At 71.6% G+C, this 19038-nt stretch carries 17 protein-coding genes; 8 read left to right on the forward strand and 9 right to left on the reverse strand.

Going from position 1 to position 19038, the window contains the following annotated elements; all coding sequences use genetic code 11:
- Positions 1-63 precede the first annotated feature (63 nt).
- Positions 64-2460: an HAD-IC family P-type ATPase gene (locus tag AB0M63_RS15865; RefSeq protein WP_366019761.1), complete on the forward strand. Its 2397-nt coding sequence runs from the start codon at positions 64-66 to the stop codon at positions 2458-2460.
- A 26-nt stretch (positions 2461-2486) separates the two neighbouring features.
- On the opposite strand, the gene AB0M63_RS15870 is transcribed toward AB0M63_RS15865, so the two are convergent.
- The 4 genes from AB0M63_RS15870 to AB0M63_RS15885 all read right to left on the reverse strand — a co-directional run bounded on the left by AB0M63_RS15870 (position 2487) and on the right by AB0M63_RS15885 (position 8676).
- Positions 2487-3338 (reverse strand): hypothetical protein, encoded by an 852-nt coding sequence (locus AB0M63_RS15870; RefSeq protein ID WP_355905878.1) that lies wholly within the window; start codon positions 3336-3338, stop codon positions 2487-2489.
- Between the two features lie 204 nt (positions 3339-3542).
- Entirely contained in the window at positions 3543-4322 is a 780-nt protein-coding gene (locus AB0M63_RS15875) for a calcium-binding protein (protein ID WP_355905881.1), read from the reverse strand.
- A 137-nt stretch (positions 4323-4459) separates the two neighbouring features.
- The gene (locus AB0M63_RS15880) at positions 4460-7588 is read right to left on the reverse strand and encodes a molecular chaperone Hsp90 (protein ID WP_366019762.1); all 3129 of its coding nucleotides are present in this window, start codon (positions 7586-7588) and stop codon (positions 4460-4462) included.
- 491 nt (positions 7589-8079) lie between these two features.
- Positions 8080-8676, reverse strand: a complete 597-nt coding sequence (locus AB0M63_RS15885) for a DUF308 domain-containing protein (RefSeq protein ID WP_366019763.1) — start codon at positions 8674-8676, stop codon at positions 8080-8082.
- A 131-nt stretch (positions 8677-8807) separates the two neighbouring features.
- Here AB0M63_RS15885 and AB0M63_RS15890 point away from each other — a divergent pair, with 131 nt between their 5' ends.
- On the forward strand, positions 8808-10013 hold the full coding sequence (locus tag AB0M63_RS15890) for a histidine kinase (protein WP_366019764.1): 1206 nt from the start codon (positions 8808-8810) through the stop codon (positions 10011-10013).
- Positions 10010-10669, forward strand: a complete 660-nt coding sequence (locus tag AB0M63_RS15895; protein ID WP_355905892.1) for a response regulator transcription factor — start codon at positions 10010-10012, stop codon at positions 10667-10669. The genes AB0M63_RS15890 and AB0M63_RS15895 overlap by 4 nt, the downstream gene beginning before the upstream one ends.
- A gap of 18 nt (positions 10670-10687) precedes the next feature.
- Here the strand turns inward: AB0M63_RS15895 and AB0M63_RS15900 are convergent, their stop codons facing one another.
- Complete coding sequence (locus tag AB0M63_RS15900) at positions 10688-11236, reverse strand: Uma2 family endonuclease (RefSeq protein ID WP_366019765.1); 549 nt, start codon at positions 11234-11236, stop codon at positions 10688-10690.
- Between the two features lie 37 nt (positions 11237-11273).
- Positions 11274-12200, reverse strand: coding sequence for a DUF3027 domain-containing protein (locus AB0M63_RS15905; RefSeq protein ID WP_355905898.1), 927 nt, complete (start codon positions 12198-12200; stop codon positions 11274-11276).
- A 376-nt stretch (positions 12201-12576) separates the two neighbouring features.
- Between AB0M63_RS15905 and AB0M63_RS15910 the strand changes: the two genes are divergently transcribed.
- The 4 genes from AB0M63_RS15910 (at position 12577) to AB0M63_RS15925 (ending at position 16236) form a co-directional block, all read left to right on the forward strand.
- A complete protein-coding gene (locus tag AB0M63_RS15910) occupies positions 12577-14001 on the forward strand; it encodes an MFS transporter (protein ID WP_355905901.1) in 1425 nt (474 codons plus the stop codon).
- A gap of 263 nt (positions 14002-14264) precedes the next feature.
- Positions 14265-14729 (forward strand): DUF2771 domain-containing protein, encoded by a 465-nt coding sequence (locus tag AB0M63_RS15915; RefSeq protein ID WP_355905904.1) that lies wholly within the window; start codon positions 14265-14267, stop codon positions 14727-14729.
- Positions 14699-15379 (forward strand): futalosine hydrolase, encoded by a 681-nt coding sequence (locus tag AB0M63_RS15920; RefSeq protein WP_366019766.1) that lies wholly within the window; start codon positions 14699-14701, stop codon positions 15377-15379. Before AB0M63_RS15915 ends, AB0M63_RS15920 begins: the two co-directional genes overlap by 31 nt.
- Positions 15376-16236: a 1,4-dihydroxy-6-naphthoate synthase gene (locus AB0M63_RS15925; RefSeq protein ID WP_355905910.1), complete on the forward strand. Its 861-nt coding sequence runs from the start codon at positions 15376-15378 to the stop codon at positions 16234-16236. Before AB0M63_RS15920 ends, AB0M63_RS15925 begins: the two co-directional genes overlap by 4 nt.
- Before the next feature lie 261 nt (positions 16237-16497).
- Here the strand turns inward: AB0M63_RS15925 and AB0M63_RS15930 are convergent, their stop codons facing one another.
- Complete coding sequence (locus AB0M63_RS15930; RefSeq protein ID WP_355905913.1) at positions 16498-16881, reverse strand: cold-shock protein; 384 nt, start codon at positions 16879-16881, stop codon at positions 16498-16500.
- A gap of 138 nt (positions 16882-17019) precedes the next feature.
- Here AB0M63_RS15930 and AB0M63_RS15935 point away from each other — a divergent pair, with 138 nt between their 5' ends.
- Complete coding sequence (locus tag AB0M63_RS15935) at positions 17020-17268, forward strand: hypothetical protein (protein WP_355905916.1); 249 nt, start codon at positions 17020-17022, stop codon at positions 17266-17268.
- Here AB0M63_RS15935 and AB0M63_RS15940 read toward each other — a convergent pair.
- Positions 17247-17900, reverse strand: a complete 654-nt coding sequence (locus tag AB0M63_RS15940) for an HAD family hydrolase (protein WP_366019767.1) — start codon at positions 17898-17900, stop codon at positions 17247-17249. The genes AB0M63_RS15935 and AB0M63_RS15940 overlap by 22 nt on opposite strands.
- Positions 17901-17958: 58 nt before the next feature.
- Positions 17959-18939: a hypothetical protein gene (locus AB0M63_RS15945; RefSeq protein ID WP_366019768.1), complete on the reverse strand. Its 981-nt coding sequence runs from the start codon at positions 18937-18939 to the stop codon at positions 17959-17961.
- Between the last annotated feature and the right edge of the window lie 99 nt (positions 18940-19038).

Raw genomic sequence — 19038 nt, forward strand, 5'->3', positions numbered from 1 at the left:
CCAGGTCGGATCTTCCGGGCACTCGGCGGGTGAAGCCGTAAATCGGCACGTACCGTCGAATGCATGACGCACACCGACGCGGGCGCCGAACTCGACCCTGTGCACCCCGTGCCGCTTCCGGCCACGCGGGCGCGCGGGCTCACCGCCGCCGACGTCGCCGAACGGGTGGCGCGCGGGGAGGTCAACGACGTCCCGGTGCGCAGCAGCCGCTCCCTCGGCGAGATCGTCCGCGCCAACGTCTTCACCCGGTTCAACGCGATCATCGGCGTGCTCTGGCTGATCATGCTGTTCGTGGCGCCGATGCAGGACAGCCTGTTCGGGTACGTGATCCTCGCCAACACCGGGATCGGCGTCTTCCAGGAGTGGCGGGCGAAGAAGACGCTCGACTCCCTCGCGGTGATCGGCGAGGCGAAGCCGACCGTGCGCCGGGACGGGGCCGCCGTGGAAGTGAGCACCTCCGAGATCGTGCTCGGCGACCTCATCGAGATCGGGCCCGGCGACAAGGTCGTGGTCGACGGGGAGTGCGTCGAGGCCGACGGTCTGGAGATCGACGAGTCGCTGCTCACCGGTGAGGCCGATCCGGTGGTGAAGCGGCCGGGGGACGCGGTCATGTCCGGGAGTTTCGTGGTCGCCGGCGGTGGCGCGTTCGAGGCGACGAAGGTGGGGCGTGAGGCGTACGCGGCCCAACTCGCCGAGGAGGCCTCGCGGTTCACGCTGGTCCACTCCGAACTGCGCACCGGTATCTCCACGATCCTCAAGTACGTGACATGGATGATGATCCCGACCGCGATCGGCCTGGTCATCAGCCAACTCGTCGTCAAACAGCACGGGTTCAAGGACTCCGTCGCGCGGACGGTCGGCGGCATCGTCCCGATGGTCCCCGAGGGGCTGGTGCTCCTCACCTCGGTGGCCTTCGCGATCGGGGTCATCCGCCTTGGCCGGAAACAGTGCCTGGTTCAGGAGTTGCCGGCCATCGAGGGCCTCGCCCGCGTCGACACCGTCTGCCTCGACAAGACGGGCACGCTCACCGAGGGCGGTATGGACGTCACCGAGCTGCGCACGCTCGGCGGGGCCGACGAGACGTACGTACGCGAAGTCCTGGGCGCGCTGGGCGAGTCGGACCCGCGCCCGAACGCGTCGCTCCAGGCGATCATCGCCGCCTATCCGGACAGCGAGGAGTGGCGCTGCGTCGAGTCGCTGCCGTTCTCGTCCGCGCGCAAGTACAGCGGGGCGTCCTTCAGCGAGGGCAACGGCGAGTCGAGCACCTGGCTGCTCGGGGCGCCCGACGTGCTGCTGGACGCCGGCGACCCCGCGCTCGCCGAGACCGAGCGGCTCAACGAGCAGGGGCTACGGGTGCTGCTGCTGGCCCGGGTCGCGGGTGAGCTGGACGACCCCGGGGTCGCGCGGGGAGCCGAGGCCACCGCGCTCGTCGTCCTCGAACAGCGGCTGCGCCCCGACGCGGCCGAGACCCTCAGCTACTTCGCCGAGCAGGACGTGCACGCCAAGGTCATCTCCGGCGACAACGCGGTGTCCGTCGGCGCGGTGGCCGGGAAGCTCGGGCTCACCGGGCAGGTCGTCGACGCCCGCCAACTCCCCGAGGACCAGGAGGAGATGGCGAAGTCCCTCGACGCGGGCACGGTGTTCGGGCGGGTCACCCCGCAGCAGAAGCGGGACATGGTGGGCGCGTTGCAGTCGCGCGGGCACACGGTCGCGATGACCGGGGACGGCGTCAATGACGTACTCGCCCTCAAGGACGCCGACATCGGGGTGTCCATGGGCTCGGGGTCCGAGGCCACCCGGGCGGTCGCGCAGATCGTGCTGCTCAACAACAGCTTCGCGACGCTGCCTTCGGTGGTCGCGGAGGGGCGCCGGGTCATCGGGAACATCACGCGGGTGGCGACGCTGTTCCTGGTGAAGACGGTCTACTCGGTGCTGCTGGCGGTGCTGGTGGTGTGCTGGCGGGTCGAATACCCCTTCCTGCCACGCCACTTGACCCTGCTCTCCACCCTCACGATCGGCGTCCCGGCGTTCTTCCTCGCCCTCGCGCCCAACAAGGAACGCGCGCAACCCCACTTCGTACGGCGGGTGATGCGGTACTCGATCCCGGGTGGCGTGATAGCCGCGGTGGCGACCTTCGTGACGTATCTGATCGCCCGTCACCAGTACACGGGGGAAGGCTCGTTGGACGCCGAGACCAGCGCGGCGACCCTGACCCTGTTCCTGATCTCGATGTGGGTCCTGGCGATCATCGCCCGCCCCTACACCTGGTGGCGCGTCACCCTGGTCGCCTCGATGGGGGCGGCCTTCGTGGTCGTCCTGATCGTCCCGTGGCTCCAGCACTTCTTCGCGCTGAAGCTGGTGGGGGTGACGATGCCGTGGATCGCGGTGGGGATCTCGGCGGTGGCGGCGGTCGCCCTGGAGCTCGCGTGGAGACTGGTCGACCGCCGCGTACCGGCTTAGAACCGGCTGTTGTTGCTTACCGCTGGCTACTGCACGTCGACGAAGTCGCCCGTGGCGTTGATCGGGGCGGTGGTGGCCGTGCCCGCGAAGCTGTAGCGGAAGTAGCCGTCGACGCTCGCCGTGACGGTGGTCTTCAGTGCGCCGGTCGTGCTGGTCTTGATGGTCTTGACCGTGGTGTAGGTGGTGGCGCCCTTCTTGCGGAACTGGAGCTTCACCGGCTGGGTCGAGTAGCCGGTGTAGTTGTTGGCGTCCCAGTTCGCGCGGGTCAGCTTGCCGGTGACCGTGATGGTCCTGCCCTTCTTCACGGGCTCCGGGGTGGCGTTGACCGTCAGCTTGGCCAGGCGGGTCACGGGGACGTTGCCCAGGCCGCCCTGGGTCTTCGTGGCACCGCTGGAGGCGATGGCGAGGCCGCCCGCCTTCCAGGTGCCGGCGTCGGCGTTCGCGAGGTCGCCGTCGGCCGGGCGGATGTAGATGGTGGCCTTGCAGTTCAGGACGGTCGTCGAGGCGGCGGTGCAGGTGCCCGGGTCGTCGCTGATGATCTCGTTGCTCGGCGTGGTGATCGAGCTGCCGCGGTAGATGAGCGGGCCGCTGGCGAAGTTGTCGGCGCTGACGTCGAGGCTCGCGTCGTGCGTCAGGGTGTACGTGACCGGCACGGCGACCTTCGCGGCGGCACCGACCACGACGGACTTGCCGCTGTTGACCTTGACGTTCGAGAAGGTGACGTTGAGCGTGGCCGCGGCGGTCGCGGTGCCGTCCGCGGTGGCGGCGCTGAACGCGGCCTTGCCGGACGGAGCGTCTGCGGCCTGGGCGGCCGGTACGGCGAAGGCGGAGAGAACCAGGGCGCCGGAGACGGCGGCCACGGTGGCGCTTATGCGCATGCGTTCCCCAGGTTGGGAAGGGGGCCCCGGCGCGGTGGTCGTTCCGAACGGCTCGTCGTCGGCGCCGGGGCCCAAGTGATGGCGGAGCCTGTTGGCTCACGTGATCTGATCTTCGACGGGTGGGGAGGGTTGTACGCCGGAGACAGGTTTTGTACGGGGATTGCGAACTGATGGTGAAGTACTGACAGTTCGCCGCTCCCGGGGCTACTTCACATCGACGAAGTCACCCGTGGCGTTGACCGCCGGAGTGGTCGTGGTGCCCGCGAAGCTGTAGCGGAAGTAGCCGTCGACCGTGGCCTTGACGGTGGTCTTCAGTGCGCCGGTCGTGCTGGTCTTGATGGTCTTGACCGTGGTGTAGGTGGTGGCGCTCTTCTTGCGGAACTGGAGCTTCACCGGCTGGGTCGAGTAACCGGAGTACGTACCGGCGTCCCAGTTCGCGCGGGTCAGCTTGCCGGTGACCGTGATGGTCTTGCCCTTCTTCACGGGCTCCGGAGTGGCGTTGACCGTCAGCTTGGACAGGCGCTGGACCTGGAAGGTCTTCGCGTTGTCCTTCTTGACGTAGTCGTTGTCCTTGCCCGTGGCGATGGCCCAGACCTTCCAGCCGCCGGCCACGGAGTTGATCAGGTTGTAGCCCGGCTTCATGTCGAACGTCGACTTGCAGGTCGACGTCGTGGCGTCGACCTTGGTGCAGGTGGCGCGGCCGTCGCTGCTGGTGGCGACGGCACCGCTGTCGGCCGAGTCGATGTTCGCGCCGTGGTACAGGATCGCCTGCGCCCAGCCGACGCCCGAGGCGTCCTTCACGGTGAAGCTGACCGTGATGGTCTTCTTCGCGGTCGCGCCGACGACGACCGGCTTGCCGCCGTTCACCACGACGCCCGAGATCGTGGTGTCTCCCCGGCCGTCGTCGGCCTGCGCGGCAGGCACGGCGAGGGCGGAGAGGGCCAGGGCGCCGGTGACGACGCCGAGGGTGGCACGCATGCGCATGGGTTCCCCAGATAGAGAAGTGATCGTGGAGCCGGGTGGCTCAGGTGATCAGATCCACGACGGAAGGGAATGGTTGTACGAATCGTGGAAGTTTTCCGGAACACCCGTGAAGATCCCCGGCCCGCGCATCGGCCCCCTCAGTCGAACCACCGGTCCCGGGCCAGCTCCTCCGTCCGCGACGGATCCTCCAGCAGCGCCGCCACCTCGAAGCGCCGGGGCCACTGCCCGGCCGCCCAGGCGAGCCCGGCGGCGACCCCTTCCAGGGTCGAGGCGTGCAGGACTCCGTCCCGGGTCCGGCGCCAGTCGATCTCCACGCCGTCCACGACGAGTTCCTCGTGTTCGACGTAGGTGGCGGGGGTGAGCGGGCCGAGCAGCACCCGTACGGACTCGGGTACGTCGTGCTCGGTGCCCTCGGAGTCGACGGAGCCGGTGATCGACTCACTCAGTCGCCGCACCTGGAACAGTTCGGCCAACTCGGCGGCCCGGGACGGCCGTACGGGGAGGAGGGGGACGCCGGCGGTGAAGGGCAGCAGGTCGGGTGAGTCGACAACCATGGCGTCGGCCGCGTCCACGACCGTCACCTCGCCGTCGACCACCGCCCGCAGGTCGTCCGGCAGGGTCACCTGTTCCGGGTCCAGGTCGGCCAACGCGCTGTACAGGGCGTGCAGTTGGGCGCCGGTGACCTCGCGGTCCGGGTCGGCGAGGCGGTCCAGCAACTCGGCGGCGCCGCCCGGCTCGTCGAGCAGCGCGGCCACCGATGTGCGGACGCCCAGGGCCCGCAGCACCTGTTCGTCGTCGAAGCCGGTCGCGTCGGCCTCGTCGTAGAGGCCGCGCAACAACGGGTCCCCGCCGGCGGCCAGCAGACCGGCCGGGCGGCGGCCGTCCAGGACCGGGTGCCCGCGCAACCACCAAGCGGTGTAGGGCCGTACGACCTCATGGGTGCCGTCCGGCAGCAGGACGCGGACCTGTTGGGTGATCGCGTCGCGCAGCGGGGGCTGGGCGAGGAGGGCGAGGGCCTGGGGCCAGCGGTCGTCGTCGACGAGGTCGAGATCGCGTACGGCGACGAGCTCGGTGGCGACGGGGGGTACCGGGGTGTCGGGGAAGCGGTCGAGGACGTCCTCCGACCAGACGTCCACGGAGTCCAGCAGACCGGGGTCGTCGGGCTCCGCGAAGTCGCTGTCGCGGGGCTCCAGTTCGTCCGGGTCCAGGACGACGTCGGTGGCGCGGACGAGGGCGAAGTTGGCGAGAACTCCGCAGGCGGCGAGGGGCTGTTCGCCCCAGCGCTCGGCCAACTCGGAGTCGACGAAGGCGAGTTCGTCCTCCCTCATCACCTGGGCGAACGGGCTGCCGGGCAGGACCAGTTCACCGGCGGGCGCGAGTTCGCCGTCCTCGTCGGGCAGCGCGAGGGCACCGAGCCAGGGCTCGTCACCGGGTTCGAGTCCCGCGTCCCGGACGAGGGCGAGGACGGTGTCAGCCAACTCCTCGGCACCGGGCGTGTCTTCATCCCATACGGCGCCGCCCTCGTCGTCGAGGGAGGCGGCCACGGCGGCCCGTACCTGGGGTGTGGTGAGGACCGCGCGGGGCGTGGCGGGCAGCGCGCCGAGCTTCTCCAGGAGGGGGTGCGCGGCGTCCGGGTGGGCGACCTTCAGCCCGAGCCTGGCGAGGACCTCCGGCTCCACCTGGACGGCGTCGGGGGTGGGCAGGAGCACCTGCCGGGGACCGATGGTGGTCCGTCCGTCGGCGAGGGGGACGGGCAGTCCGGAGAGCCGGTCGGGGTCGACGCCCGCGAGGCTGTCGTAGAGCCGCCGCCACCAGCCGGGGTCCTTCTCCAGGCCGGCCAGCCGGTCGACGGCGTCGGTGAGCGGGACCCGGGCGACGCCCAACGTCCGCAGTTCCACGCGCCGTTCGAGCCCGGCGGGCAGCAGGGTGGGGAGCACCTCGGCGAGGACGCGCACGGTGTCGGCGCCGGCGCCCTCGACGACCTCGGCGTCCCGGGGCCGTAGCGACTCGGGCAACTCGTCGGAGTCCTCGCCCGTGGGCTCGACGGCGGGCGGCAGGAAGGAGGTGCGGGGCAGCCGCTCCAGGATCGCCGCCCGCAGCGTGCCGTCCAGCTCGCCCTTGCCCAGCGGGCCGGGCACGAGGTCGATGATGCCGGGGGTCACCGGCCGCCAGGCGGCGAGGAGTTCGACGTACGCGTCCGCCGCCCGCTCCACCACGAAGTCGGTCAGCGGGCCGGGCGCGGCGTGCCGGCGCGTGGTGTCGAGCGGGAGGGAGGCGATCAACAGGGCGGGCACGCCGAGGGGTTCGTCGCTGGGCGTGGGCGCGTGCACGACGGGGCTGGTGCGGGGGCGGGCGGGGGTGCCGTCGGTGTCGACGGGTACGGCCCAGGTGACGGACCAGTAGGGGCGCAATCGCTCCTCCACGGGCCGGTCGGTGAGGAGTTCCGGGGTGAGCGTGCCGTGCGCGGAGGCGGTGCGCCAGCGGGTGGTGCCGTCCCGGGTGTCGTCCACGACGGTGTCGGCGCGGTCGCCGCGCCGGGTGAGGGTGCGGGGCGCGCTGTCGCCGATCTCGATGACGACCTCGGCCAGCCCCGGCAGGGCGAGCAGCAGCGCGTCGTCGACGGCGCCCAGCAGTCGCTCGGCGAGGTCCTCGGCGGCGGTGTCGCGCAGCGGGAGGATGACGACCGTGTCGTAGGAGGCGGGGGCGCTGCCCTCGGCCGCGAACGGGAGCCGCAGCAGCGGGATGTGGCCGTCGCGCCGACGGATCTCCGTCCCCAGTCCGGGGCTGTGCCGGGCGGTCTCGTCGGCCAGGGCGCGGGCCTCGGCGAGGGACCAGCGGACACCTCCGTGCCGTCCGACGAGCGCGGGCTCGTCGGTCACGGCGACGACAGCGGCGAAGCCGACACCGAAACGGCCGACCGCGCTGTCACCGGCGTCCCGTTTCGCGGACGCGCGGAGGGTGGAGAGGGACTCGACACCGGCCGCGTCGAGCGGGGCGCCGGTGTTGGCGGCACACAGGACGCCGTCGCGGAGGGTGAGCCGCAACCGTCCGGCCACGTTGCCGCGCGCGGCGGCATCGGCGGCGTTCTGAGCGAGCTCGACGACGAGCCGGTCCCGGTACCCCCCGAGGACCAGATCCTCCTCGGCGTTGGCATCCTCCCGGAACCGCGCGGGGCTGGTCGCCCAGGCGTCGAGCACGCCTCGCCTGAGGCGAGCGGTCCCGAACGGGTCCGCACCCTCGGCCGCCGGCCGCACGAACTTACTCACGTACGTTCACTCTCCTCATCGACGTCGCGATGAAGGTACCGCGCGGAGGGGGGTGGGGTCGTCGGGGAGGGCGGCGGGGGCGGCCCTCGGGGGTGGGGGTGACGAGCGTGCCGCTGTCCTCCACGGACGCGTCCCCGGCCTCTGCCTCCGCCTGACTCCCCGGGTCGGTGGCGGGCGCCCTGCGTATCGAGGCCGGCGGCACCCGCGACGACCGTCTGCCGACGGTTCAACGGGCCGCTGCGGACGACGAGGCGGGCGCGGGGCGGCCTGTACGCGATGAGCGTGCCCCTGTCCCCCACAGACGCGACGTCCGCCCGACACCCCACGTCGACGGCGGCGCCCTCCGTACCGAGACCACCGACACCCACAACGGCCGCCTCCCGAGGGCCCAACCGGCCTCCGCGGACGGCGAGTCGGGTCGGTCGGGCAGCCGGTCGTCATGGAAACGCCTGCCTGAGGCCGCGCCCCGCGCGCGACGGTCCGGGCCGGGGTCAGGCACTACGGCCGCTGCTGCGGCGGCGGATGGCCAGGACGGAGACGAGGAACCAGACGGCGCCGAAGGCCGAGTAGCCGGCGACGGTGGACAGGCCGCTCTTCGCCGAGGTGGACATGGCGGCGAGGGAGGCGCCGGCGAGGACGGACTGGCCGCCGCTGATGATCATCGGCCACTGGGCGCCGAGGGCGCGCCGGCGGCGGAGGGCGGTGACGAGCTGGAGCGCTCCGGAGAGGAGAGCCCAGATGCCGAAGACCAGGAGGGCCCGGCCGACGGTGGAGAAGACGGCGACGGTCATCCCGAGGGCGGCGGCGAGGCCGAGAGCCATGTTGAGGGCGCTGACGAGGTGCGTGGAGCCGGTGCCGGCCAGGCGTCGTTCGAGGAGGGTGGCGACGACGTCCCACAGGGGGTAGACGACGAGCAGCACGGCCACGATCGCCGACGGGCTGTCCTTGGACACGAGCGAGCCGGAGTTCGCGAGGAGGAGCGCCACCCAGATCAGGGAGAAGGCGATCCGGATCAGGTAGAGCGAGCGGAGCCCGGAGAGCGTGGTCGTCGGGGCCGGGGTGGTCGCGGCTGTCGTGGTCGTAGTCATGGGTGTCCCCTGGTTGACGGTGATCGAGATGGTGGGGCGGTTGCCCGACGACGAGTCTCGGCGTCCTCGGTCAGGGGCACGTACTCCGAACGAAGTACACGGCCGCATTGCCCGTGAACGAGAATCGAGGCATGGCCGAGGCGCAGAAAAGTCAGGCGCGGACCAGTCAGGACGGGCCCGCCGCTCCCCTGTGGGTCCGCCGCCCCGAGGTGCTGCACCTCGTCGCCTGTGCCGTGGCCGCGCTGGTGTTCGCCGGGCAGCTCGTGGCGGTGGTGGTGCGCGGATCGGGCGGGGCTACGGCCCTGTCCGTGCTGCTCGCCGGTGGCGGTGTCGCCCTCTCGTGGTGGAAGCCGTGGGCGGGGCTGGTCGTGACGAGCGCGGCGTCGTTCGCCGTGACCGCCGTGGGCCACGATCCCCTGTCGGTGTGGATGATGGCGGTGCTCGTGCTGTTCTCGGTCACCCTCAGGGGGAGGCAGCCGCTGGTCGGGACGGTCGTCGTGGCCGGGTTCTTCCTGGGGGCGTTCATGACCGTCGGAGGCTTCCGTGGCGGTGCGATCGTGGGCGTCGCCGCGCTCTTCTCGGCGATCGCGGGCGGGGCGACGGGCGGCGCGCTCCGCATCCACCGCGACCACTGGTGGATCCTGGCGGAACGGGCCGAACGAGCCATCGCCACCCGCGAGATCGAGGCCACCCGGCGGGTGACCGAGGAACGGCTCCGTATCGCCCGGGACCTCCACGACGTCATCGGCCACCAGGTCGCGCTGCTGAGCATGCATCTCGGCGCCGCGGAGATCGGGCTGCCCGAGGGCGCGGAATCGTCCCGGGAGGCCCTCGGCTCCGCCAGGTCCAGCGCCCGTACGGTCGTCGTCGAGACGCAACGGATCCTCGCGCTGCTGCGCCTCGGGGACGACAGCTCCGAGGACGAGGCGCTCCGGCCGGCCCCGGCGCTCAGCGGCCTGGAAGGACTGATCGCCTCCTTCGAGAGCATCGGCCTCGATGTCCGGCCCTCGATCGACCTCCCCACCGGTTTCGTGGAGCCGAGTGTCGGGGTGACCGTCTACCGGGTCGTACAGGAGGCGCTCACGAACGCCTACCGGCACGGGGAGGGTCCGGCGACGGTGGAGGTGCGCGAGCGGGACGGCAGGATCCGCGTGACGGTGGAGAACGCGGTGGACCCCGGACGTCAGGGCCCCGACGGCGCCTCGGGCAGCGGACTCGGACTCGTCGGCATGCGCGAACGCGTCGAGTCGTCCAGCGGGCGGCTGACCATCGACGGTGACGGCGGCCGATTCCGGGTCCGCGCGGAGTTCAGCCCGTCGGGAGCGGCGGTCCGATGACTCGGATCCTGATCGTCGACGACCAGCACGACATCCGGGCCGGTATCCGGGCGATGCTCCGGCTCGACCCGGGTCTCGTCGTCGCGGGCGACCTCTCCGACGGCCTCCAGGTGATCCCCTTCCTCCGGGAGCACCCCGTCGACCTGGTCCTGATGGACATCCGGATGCCCGGTATCGACGGCGTCGAGGCCACCCGCCGCATCCGCAAGGAGCACCCGCCGGAGCGGACGCGGGTGATCGTCCTGACCACGTTCGACCAGGACGAGATCGTCCTCGCCGCCCTCCGCGCGGGCGCCAACGGTTTCCTGAGCAAGACCGTGAGCCCCGCCGAACTCGTCGCCGGAATCGCCGAAGTCATGGGCGGCGGTGGCGCGTTGTCCGCCGCCGCGACGGCCGCGCTCATCGGCCACATGACGGACAACCCGCCCCCGGCGATCGACCGGGACCTCCTCCACCGCTTCACCGCCCTGACCCCCAGGGAGCGCGACGTGACCGTCCTCGTCGCGAGCGGCCTCAGCAACGACGAGATCGCGGCCCGGATGTCCGTATCGCCCTTCACCGTGAAGACCCACGCGGTCCGAGCGATGACAAAGGTCGGAGCCCGCGACCGGGCCCAACTCGTGTCGTTCGCGTTCCGGGCCGGGCTCTATCCCTGAGCCAACCTGTCCGCCGCGTCAGCGAACGTCCGGCTCCGGGAGTGGCAGTTCGTCGAGATCGAGGGTGAAGGTCCGGCCGTCGGCCAGCGGGATGGGGAGCTTGCCCGTGCCGTACTTGTGGGTGTGCGCCGCGACATAGCCCGTGCCGGTCGGCTGGGTGTGGAGGACGACCTCGCGCGCGTACGGATCCACCACGAGGTAGATGGGAATGCCGTAGCGGCCGTACTTCGCAGTGCAGTCGTCGTAGTCCTTGCGGGCGGAGGACGTCGAGACGACCTCGGAGATCAGCAGGACGTCCTCGAAGCTGTACCGCTTGCCTTCCCGGCGGGCGTCATCGCGCAGGATGGCCAGATCGGGGGCGGAGTTCTCGTCGGCGGGGAAGTCGATGTACACGTCGGAGGGAGTCTTCGCATGACGCCCCAGGGATACGACCGTGTCGTACTGCATCGACTTGATCGTGCTGGAGTGCTCGAAGCTCTGCGGCGTCAAGATGATCTTCCCGTCGATGCCGAAGAAAACCACGTGTCCTTCGGGGAACTCGGTACGCGCGATCGAGTCGATGCTCATTCCGCTGCTCCTCTCCGTATGCCGTCAGAATACAGAGCTACGAGTGCCCCAGCTCCGCCGATTCCTCGTCCGCGCCCACCGGCACAGACCCCGAATCCGCCGCAGGCCGCAGCGGGAACGGGTCGACCATCGTCTCGTCGATCACCGGGGCCGGTGGCTGAGGCGGTTTGGGCATGACGGCTGCTTCCGAGTGGCCGCCGCAGCCGTAGGAGAGGGAGACGACGTGGCCGTCGGCCGGGGAGAACTCGTTGGCGCAGACTCCGAAGGCCTGGCCGAGGGAGCCGCCGATCGCGACCAGGAAGCCGCAACTGACGCAGGCCGCCGGGGCCGCCTGGGCCATCGGGGTCTTGGGGCCGAAGCCGTCCTCCCAGCGGTCGGCGGCGACGTGGAGGCCGTAGCGGGAGAGGACTCGGGCGCGGCGGATGCCGAGTTCTTCGGCCACGGCCGCGATCGAGCCCCGGGTGGGGGCCATCGGGAGGGTGGCGGGGGTGCCGGCCGTGAGGTCGGCGTCCTCCGCCTCGACCAGTTCGGCCATCTCCGCGGAGATGGCGGAGTTCGGCGGGGGCTCGTCCTCGCCGGTGTAGCCGGGCTCCAGGCGGAGGTCCTCGGCGTCGGTGGGGAGGAGGTCGCCGGGGCCCATGTCGCCGGGGCGCAGGCGTTCGCTCCAGGGGACCCACTCGGGGGCGAGGAGCGAGTCGGGCCCGGGGAGGAGGACCACCTCGTCCAGGGTGATCAGCTTGGCGCGGGACGCGCGGGCGACCGTCACCGCCCAGCGCCAGCCCCGGTAGCCGAACTCCTTGCACTCGAAGAAGTGCGTGACCACCCGGTCGCCCTCGGATTCGAAGCCCGCGTGCTCGCCGACCACGCCGGGCGCGGCAGCCTCCTCGGCTGCGGCACGGGCGAGGTCCACGGCCTCGGCGCACAGGCGGTCGGGGGTGCGGCTTCGCGTGGTCGCTGCGCTCACAGGTATCGCTTCTCTCCTACGCCGTCTCACGGGTGCGCCTGTTGTGGCGAAGGGAGCGGACGGAGCGGCTGAAAGACATGTACCAGGCCCTTGGGGGCACTGGTGGAAGGCCGCGTCGACGTCCGCGCCCGATCGCGCTCGGGCGCACCTACGCCATCCATTCTGCGGGATGGCCGAGAGGCGCGCGGCCGAGAACAATCGCCACGGCGCGCTACGCACGCTACCTTCTCCCGGCCCATGCGCCCACACCGACGGCCCCTTGGACGCCGCGCGGCGGCCGACAAAGGCGTGCCGGACGGCACGCAATCGGGCCCTGTCGGCCTCCATACGTGCGGTAACGGCACTACTCACGCCGTTCTCGGGGCACTATGACGGAGTGGCAGCCGCGAGGTCGCCCCAAGGTGCCACCGGGGTCGGTGGAACGAAGGGGAGCATCCGAGGTGGCGGTTCGGGCCGGATGAGCGGTTCCGTCCGCGCGATGGGTCGTGCCCTGCACTTCCCCGTCACCGGTACCGCCCGCGGCATCCGCAAGGCGACCCACGCGCACGGCGCGGGCGAGTCGGGCCTCGGCCGGCTGATCGAGCTGCACGCGGTGAACGGCGCCGGCGATGTCATGATCACCGTCGCCCTCGCCTCCACGGTCTTCTTCTCGGTCCCGACCGACGAGGCGCGGGGCCGGGTGGCTCTGTATCTCGCGATCACGATGGCGCCCTTCACGGTCCTCGCGCCGGTGATCGGCCCGCTCCTCGACAAGCTCCCGCACGGCCGCCGCGCCGCGATGGCCGCCGCGTTCCTCGCCCGCGCCCTGCTCGCGCTGATCATCTCCGGCGCGGTCGCCAGCGGCAGCCTGGAGCTGTATCCGGCCGCGCTGGGCGCCCTGGTCGCCTCGAAGGCGTACGGCGTCGTCAGGAGCGCCGTGGTGCCCCGGCTGCTGCCACCCCGCATCTCCCTGGTGAAGGCGAACTCCAGAGTCACCCTCGCCGGGCTCCTCGCCACCGGCGTGGCCGCCCCGATCGCGGGCGGCCTGCACGCCATCGGCGATCCCTGGCCGCTCTACGGCGCCTTCGTGATCTTCGTCGGGGGTACGTTCCTGTCGTTCTCCCTGGACCCCAAGGTCGACTCGGCCAAGGGCGAGGACGTCGCGCTGCTCGCGGCGGACGAGGACCATCTGCACGGCCCGCATCCCAAGGAGATCAAGCGGCCCGGGCTGCGCACGGTCGGCATCGCCGTCACCCACGCCCTGGGTGCCAACGCGGCCCTGCGCTGGCTCTCCGGCTTCCTGACCTTCTTCCTCGCGTTCCTGCTGCGCGAGCATCCGATGACCGGGCAGAGCGCGGCCGTGTCGCTGGGCATAGTCGCCGTCTCGGCGGGCGTGGGCAACGCCCTCGGTACGGCGGTCGGTTCCTGGCTGCGGCAGCGGGCGCCGGAGGTCATCATCGTGACCGTGATGGCGCTGGTGCTGGGCGCGGCGATCACCGCCGCGATCTTCTTCGGCGCCGCCCTGGTGGCGTGTCTCGCCGCCACGGCCGGCTTCTGCCAGGCGCTGGCCAAGCTGTCCCTGGACGCGCTGATCCAGCGGGACGTGCCGGAGCTGGTGCGCACCTCGGCGTTCGCGCGCTCCGAGACGATGCTCCAGATGGCCTGGGTACTGGGCGGCGCGATCGGCATCGTGATGCCCCTGAACGGCCCCCTCGGCTTCACCCTCGCCGCCGCGGTCATCGCCCTGGGCTGGCTGACAACCCTGCGCGGCCTGCTGGCCTCGGCACGCCACGGGGGTGCGGGGCACCCGCGGGTGGCTTAGCCGCGGACGCGGGTCCGGCATGCGTGTCCGCCCCCGCCGGGTCCCACTCACCAGGGCCGCCGCCCCCGACGGGCCGACCGCCTCCAGGGCCAGCAGGCGCCCGGCCCCACCACAGAACCCACGAAGGCCCCCCGAGTGGCCCGACCGGCGGTCCCGCCCCGGCAGCCGCGGACGCCCGCGAGTGGCCTAACCCGTGCCACCCCGCCCGGCACGCCGTACCCCACGTGGGGGGAGTACTGGACGGGCCCGATAGCCTTCGCCCCATGACCATGCAATCCGCTGTGCGACGCCGCCGCGCCGTCGCCGCCGCCGGCGCCGTTTCCGCCGGACTGCTCGTCCTGTCGGCGTGCGACAAGCCGACGCCGATCGCGACGATCACCGTCGGGAGGAACTCGGTCCACACGGAGGCCACCTGCTACAACGACGGCGACGCGGTGAAGACCGCCGACCTGGCGAAGTGCCTCAAGGCCTCCACGTCGATCTCGGTCGACCCGGACGACACCGTGCGCTTCGGCGTCGACCCGAAGATCGCCGACAACACCTGGACGATCCTGATGAACGGTCAGCCGCTGACCGACGCCAGCAAGAAGACCTACCGCACGATCCCCGGCAGCGTGTTCTTCAACACCCAGTACGGCGCGACCGGCAACTCGACCGTCGTCTCCATCAAGGAGGGCGACAAGACGGTCAAGGGCCTGTGGTCCTTCAAGTTCAAGAAGGCCTCCTGACCACGTCCTCGGTACGGATTCTCGTCGCCACCGCCGTCCCGGCCGAACGGGACGCGGTGGCACGGGCGTTGACCCACCTCACCGTCGATGTGATCGCCGCCGGCGTGGGGCCGGCCGCTGCCGCTGCCGCCACCGCCACGGCCCTCGCCACCACCCCGTACGACCTCGTCGTCTCCGCCGGGATCGGCGGCGGCTTCCAGCCCGGGGCGCCGGTCGGCTCCCTCGTGATCGCCGACGAGATCACCGCGGCCGACCTGGGCGCCGAGACACCGGACGGCTTCCTGCCGGTCACCGACCTCGGCTTCGGAACCGTCACCCACCGTCCGCCGACGGCACTCGTACGAGACCTCGCGACCGCGACCGGCGCCCGCGCCGGAGTTGTACTCACCGTCTCCACGGTCACCGGAACGGCCGCCCGCGCCGCGGAACTCCACGCCCGCCACCCCCGGGCCCTCGCCGAGGCGATGGAAGGCTTCGGAGTCGCCGAGGCGGCCGTCGCACACGGCATCCCCGTCCTGGAACTGCGCGCGGTCTCCAACCCCGTCGGCCCGCGCGACCGCGCCGCCTGGCGCATCGGCGACGCGCTCGCGGCCCTGACCGAGGGATTCGGGAAGTGCGCGCCCGTACTGGAGAGTTGGAAACAGGCATGACCACATCGACATCGCCTCGGGCCCTGCGGATCGCGTACTCCCCCTGCCCGAACGACACCTTCGTCTTCGACGCCCTCGCCCACGGCCGGGTCCCCGGCGCGCCCGCGCTCGACGTGACCTTCGCGGACATCGACATCACCAACGGCATGGCCGAGCGTGGTGAGTTGGACGTGCTGAAGGTGTCGTACGCCGTGCTGCCGTACGTCCTCGACGAGTACGCGCTGCTGCCCTGCGGGGGCGCGCTGGGCCGGGGCTGCGGCCCGCTCGTCCTCACCCGGGAGGCCGGCACGGACCTGACGGGCCGTACGGTCGCGGTGCCGAGCGAGCGGTCGACCGCGTATCTCCTCTTCCGGCTCTGGGCCGCGGACACGGTCCCTGGCGGGGTCGGCGAGATCGTCGTCATGCCGTTCCACGAGATCATGCCGGCCGTGCGGGACGGGAAGGTCGACGCGGGGCTCGTCATCCACGAGGCGCGTTTCACGTACCAGAACTACGGCCTCCACAAGCTCGCGGACATGGGCGAGCACTGGGAGGCGACCACCGGCCTGCCGATCCCCCTGGGCGCGATCATCGCCAGGCGCGCACTGGGCGCGGCCACGCTGACCCGGCTCGCCGACTCCATCCGCACCTCGGTCCGCGCGGCCTGGTCCGACCCCGAGGCCTCCCGCCCCTACGTCATGGCCCACGCCCAGGAAATGGACCCGTCCGTCGCCGACCAGCACATCGGCCTGTACGTCAACGAGTTCACCGCAGACCTCGGCGAAGCCGGTTACGCGGCAATCCGAGGCCTACTGACCCGAGCAGCGGCCGAGGGCCTGGTACCCGCCCTGGGCCCGGAGGCGCTGTCCTTCCCCTGAACCACCCGCGGGACCAACAAATCACCGCCCGCCGGGCAGAATCCGGCACAGCCCCCCACACACACAGCGCGCAGCGGCACGAAGACAGCAGAAAAAGGCGCCCCAGCGATCCAGGGCATACCAGCAGAGCCGCGCGCAGCCGCACAAGAAGGACCGAGGAGCGGGCATCGCCCCTCGGTCCGGACTTGCTCGAATTCGCCCAGTTCTCCCTGATCCCCTGGATCTCCCGGATCTGCTGGATCGCCGGGATCTACTGGATATCTACACGTCCAACTGGTCCGCCACCGCCCGCAACAGCCCCGCGATCTTCCCGCCGGAGGCCTTGTCCGGGTAGCGGCCCTTCTCCAGCATCGGGGTGATGTTTTCCAGGAGGGTCGTCAAATCCTGGACGATGGAGGCCAGTTCGTCCGGCTTCTTGCGCTGGGCCGCCGCGACCGACGGGGTCGGGTCGAGCAGGGTCACCGAGAGGGCCTGGTCGCCGCGCTGTCCCGCGACGACCCCGAACTCCACTCGCTGTCCGGGCTTCAGGACGTCAACTCCGGCCGGCAGTACCGAGGAATGGACGAAGACGTCGCCGCCGTCGTCGCGGGAGAGAAAGCCGAAGCCCTTCTCGCTGTTGAACCACTTGACCTTGCCGGTAGGCACGTCTGTCCTCGTCCTCGTACTCGTCGGAAAACTGCTCGGAAAACGCTGGGGAACTGCCGGTACCAAGGCTAATGGTCTTCAGGCCGGTGACAAGACGTCGCCGGACTGTTCCTTCGCGCAGGGAACTACCCTGGTCCGGTGCGTGACAAAACCCAAACGAATTCCGCCGCGGCCGGTGACCGACTGATCCGTGCCGGTGCCATCGTCTTCTTCGTCGGCGCGGTGGCCACACTCGTCACCGTGGTACCGCTGTTGCTCCACACGACGCCTTTTCCGACGTACATGTACCTCTTGAGCATGCTCATGGGCGTCGGATTCCTGCTCGCCGCCGCCGGTGTGCTCCAGTCGGTCGCCGCCGGCCGCCGTCAGGCGCGCGCCGGAAGGTAGTCGCGAAGGTAGTCCGAAAGCCATCGCGGAAACTCGGTGAGACCGCCGAGCACGACATCCGCACCGGCCGTCCGCAACTCCTCCGCGTCGCACGGCCCGGTCGCCACCGCGACCGACAGGGCACCGGCGGCCCGGGCGCCCCGCACGTCCCCGATGTGGTCGCCGACGTAGACGCTCGCGCCCTCCTCGCGCAGCGCCTCCGCCTTCTGTTCGGCCCACAGGTCGCCGATCACCGCGTCGGCGTCGATACCGAGATGCGCGAGGTGCAGCTTCGCGTTGGGCTCGTACTTGGCGGTGACGACGACCGCCCGCCCACCGGCCGCCCGCACCGCCGAGACCGCCTCGACGGCGCCGGGCATCGCGAGGCTCGCGGCGACGGCGATCGACGGGTACATCTCGCGGTACAGGTCGGCCACCGCGGGCACCTCTTCCGCCGGGAACCAGTGGATCAACTCCTCGGCCAGCGGCGGCCCGAGCCGGGTGACGACGAGATCGGCGTCGATGTACGTCCCGGTCCGCTCGGCCAGCGCACGCATGGAGGCGTGGATACCGGGGCGGGAGTCGATGAGGGTCATGTCGAGGTCGAAGCCGACGGTCGGGCCGGGCGCGGGGTGCGAGGTCATATGGGCCATTGTGCCCAGTGGCCGCGACAGGGCCTACGGCAATTCCGCCGGGCCCTGACCCCGACCGTCACCGTTGCCGCTGCGACCGCCACACCAGGTACAGCGCCGATGCCACCGCCGCGCCCCGCACCACCCACGGCCAGGTCTCGGAGATCGCGTCGTTCATGTGGCCCTGGGCGATGGGCGCGCCCCAGCGGCCGGTGTTGCGGCCCCACAGCCAGACGATGCCGGCCGTGACGGCCGCCGCAGGGAGACCGATCACCGCCGCCTTCGTCTCCGCGTCGGTCAGCCGCCGGGAGGCGTACGCGATGAGCCAGCCGAGCAGCAGCGCGAACCAGTTCCCGAGGACGGCCCCGACGACGAGCAGCGCGGCGGCGATCAGCAGGAGCGGGTTGGACCAGCGCCCGGCCGGGAGCCGGGGGACGACACGGCGCCGGCGGGCGGGGGCCTCCGGTGCCGCCGGTGCTTCCGGGACAACCGGCGGCGCCTGCTCGACCACCGGCTCTGGTGCCTTCGGGGGCTCCTTCGGCGGCGGGGGCTTGAGCAGTTCAGGGATCTCCACCCCGCCGGTGAAGCCGGGCACGCTGTCGCCCAGCGCGAAGCCGTTGCCCTCCCCCCGCCACCAGTCGGGCTGCATGACACTGGCGCCGAGCTCGGACGCGCTCGCGAGGTGCGGCGGGGAGGGTGGGCTGTCGGGTGCGGGTTCCGGCTGGGTCGGGCGCGGGCGCGGGACGACCCGGCGCAGGCCCTTCGGCCGTAGATCGTCCTCGTGGTCCCGTTGTACGGGGACGGAGGCCGTCGGGGTCCGGGGGACGCCGGTGCCGGTGCCGGCCGCGGCGACGACCTCGTCCGGGCTGCCGAGGCCCTTGAGGATGCGCTGGACGGCGGCGGGAGTGTCGGCGGTGGCTCCGGCTCGCCGTCGGTCGATCTCGTTGCGCAGCTCGGACACGAGCCGCATCCGCGTGACCGAGGGCAGCTGTCGCTGCTGCGCCACGTCACCGACGCGGCTCAGATACTCGTAGACGACCTGGTCGCTCTCGATACCCACGAAGTCCCCTCGGGGGTCGGTGCGTTGGATACCCCTCGGTGAGAGACGTTACCGCCAGTGGGCGGGGTGCCGGGAACCTCCCGACGTGCGCGCTCCCCC

Origin of the sequence: Streptomyces sp. NPDC051576, from assembly GCF_040681835.1 — a bacterium.
Classification (GTDB): domain Bacteria; phylum Actinomycetota; class Actinomycetes; order Streptomycetales; family Streptomycetaceae; genus Streptomyces.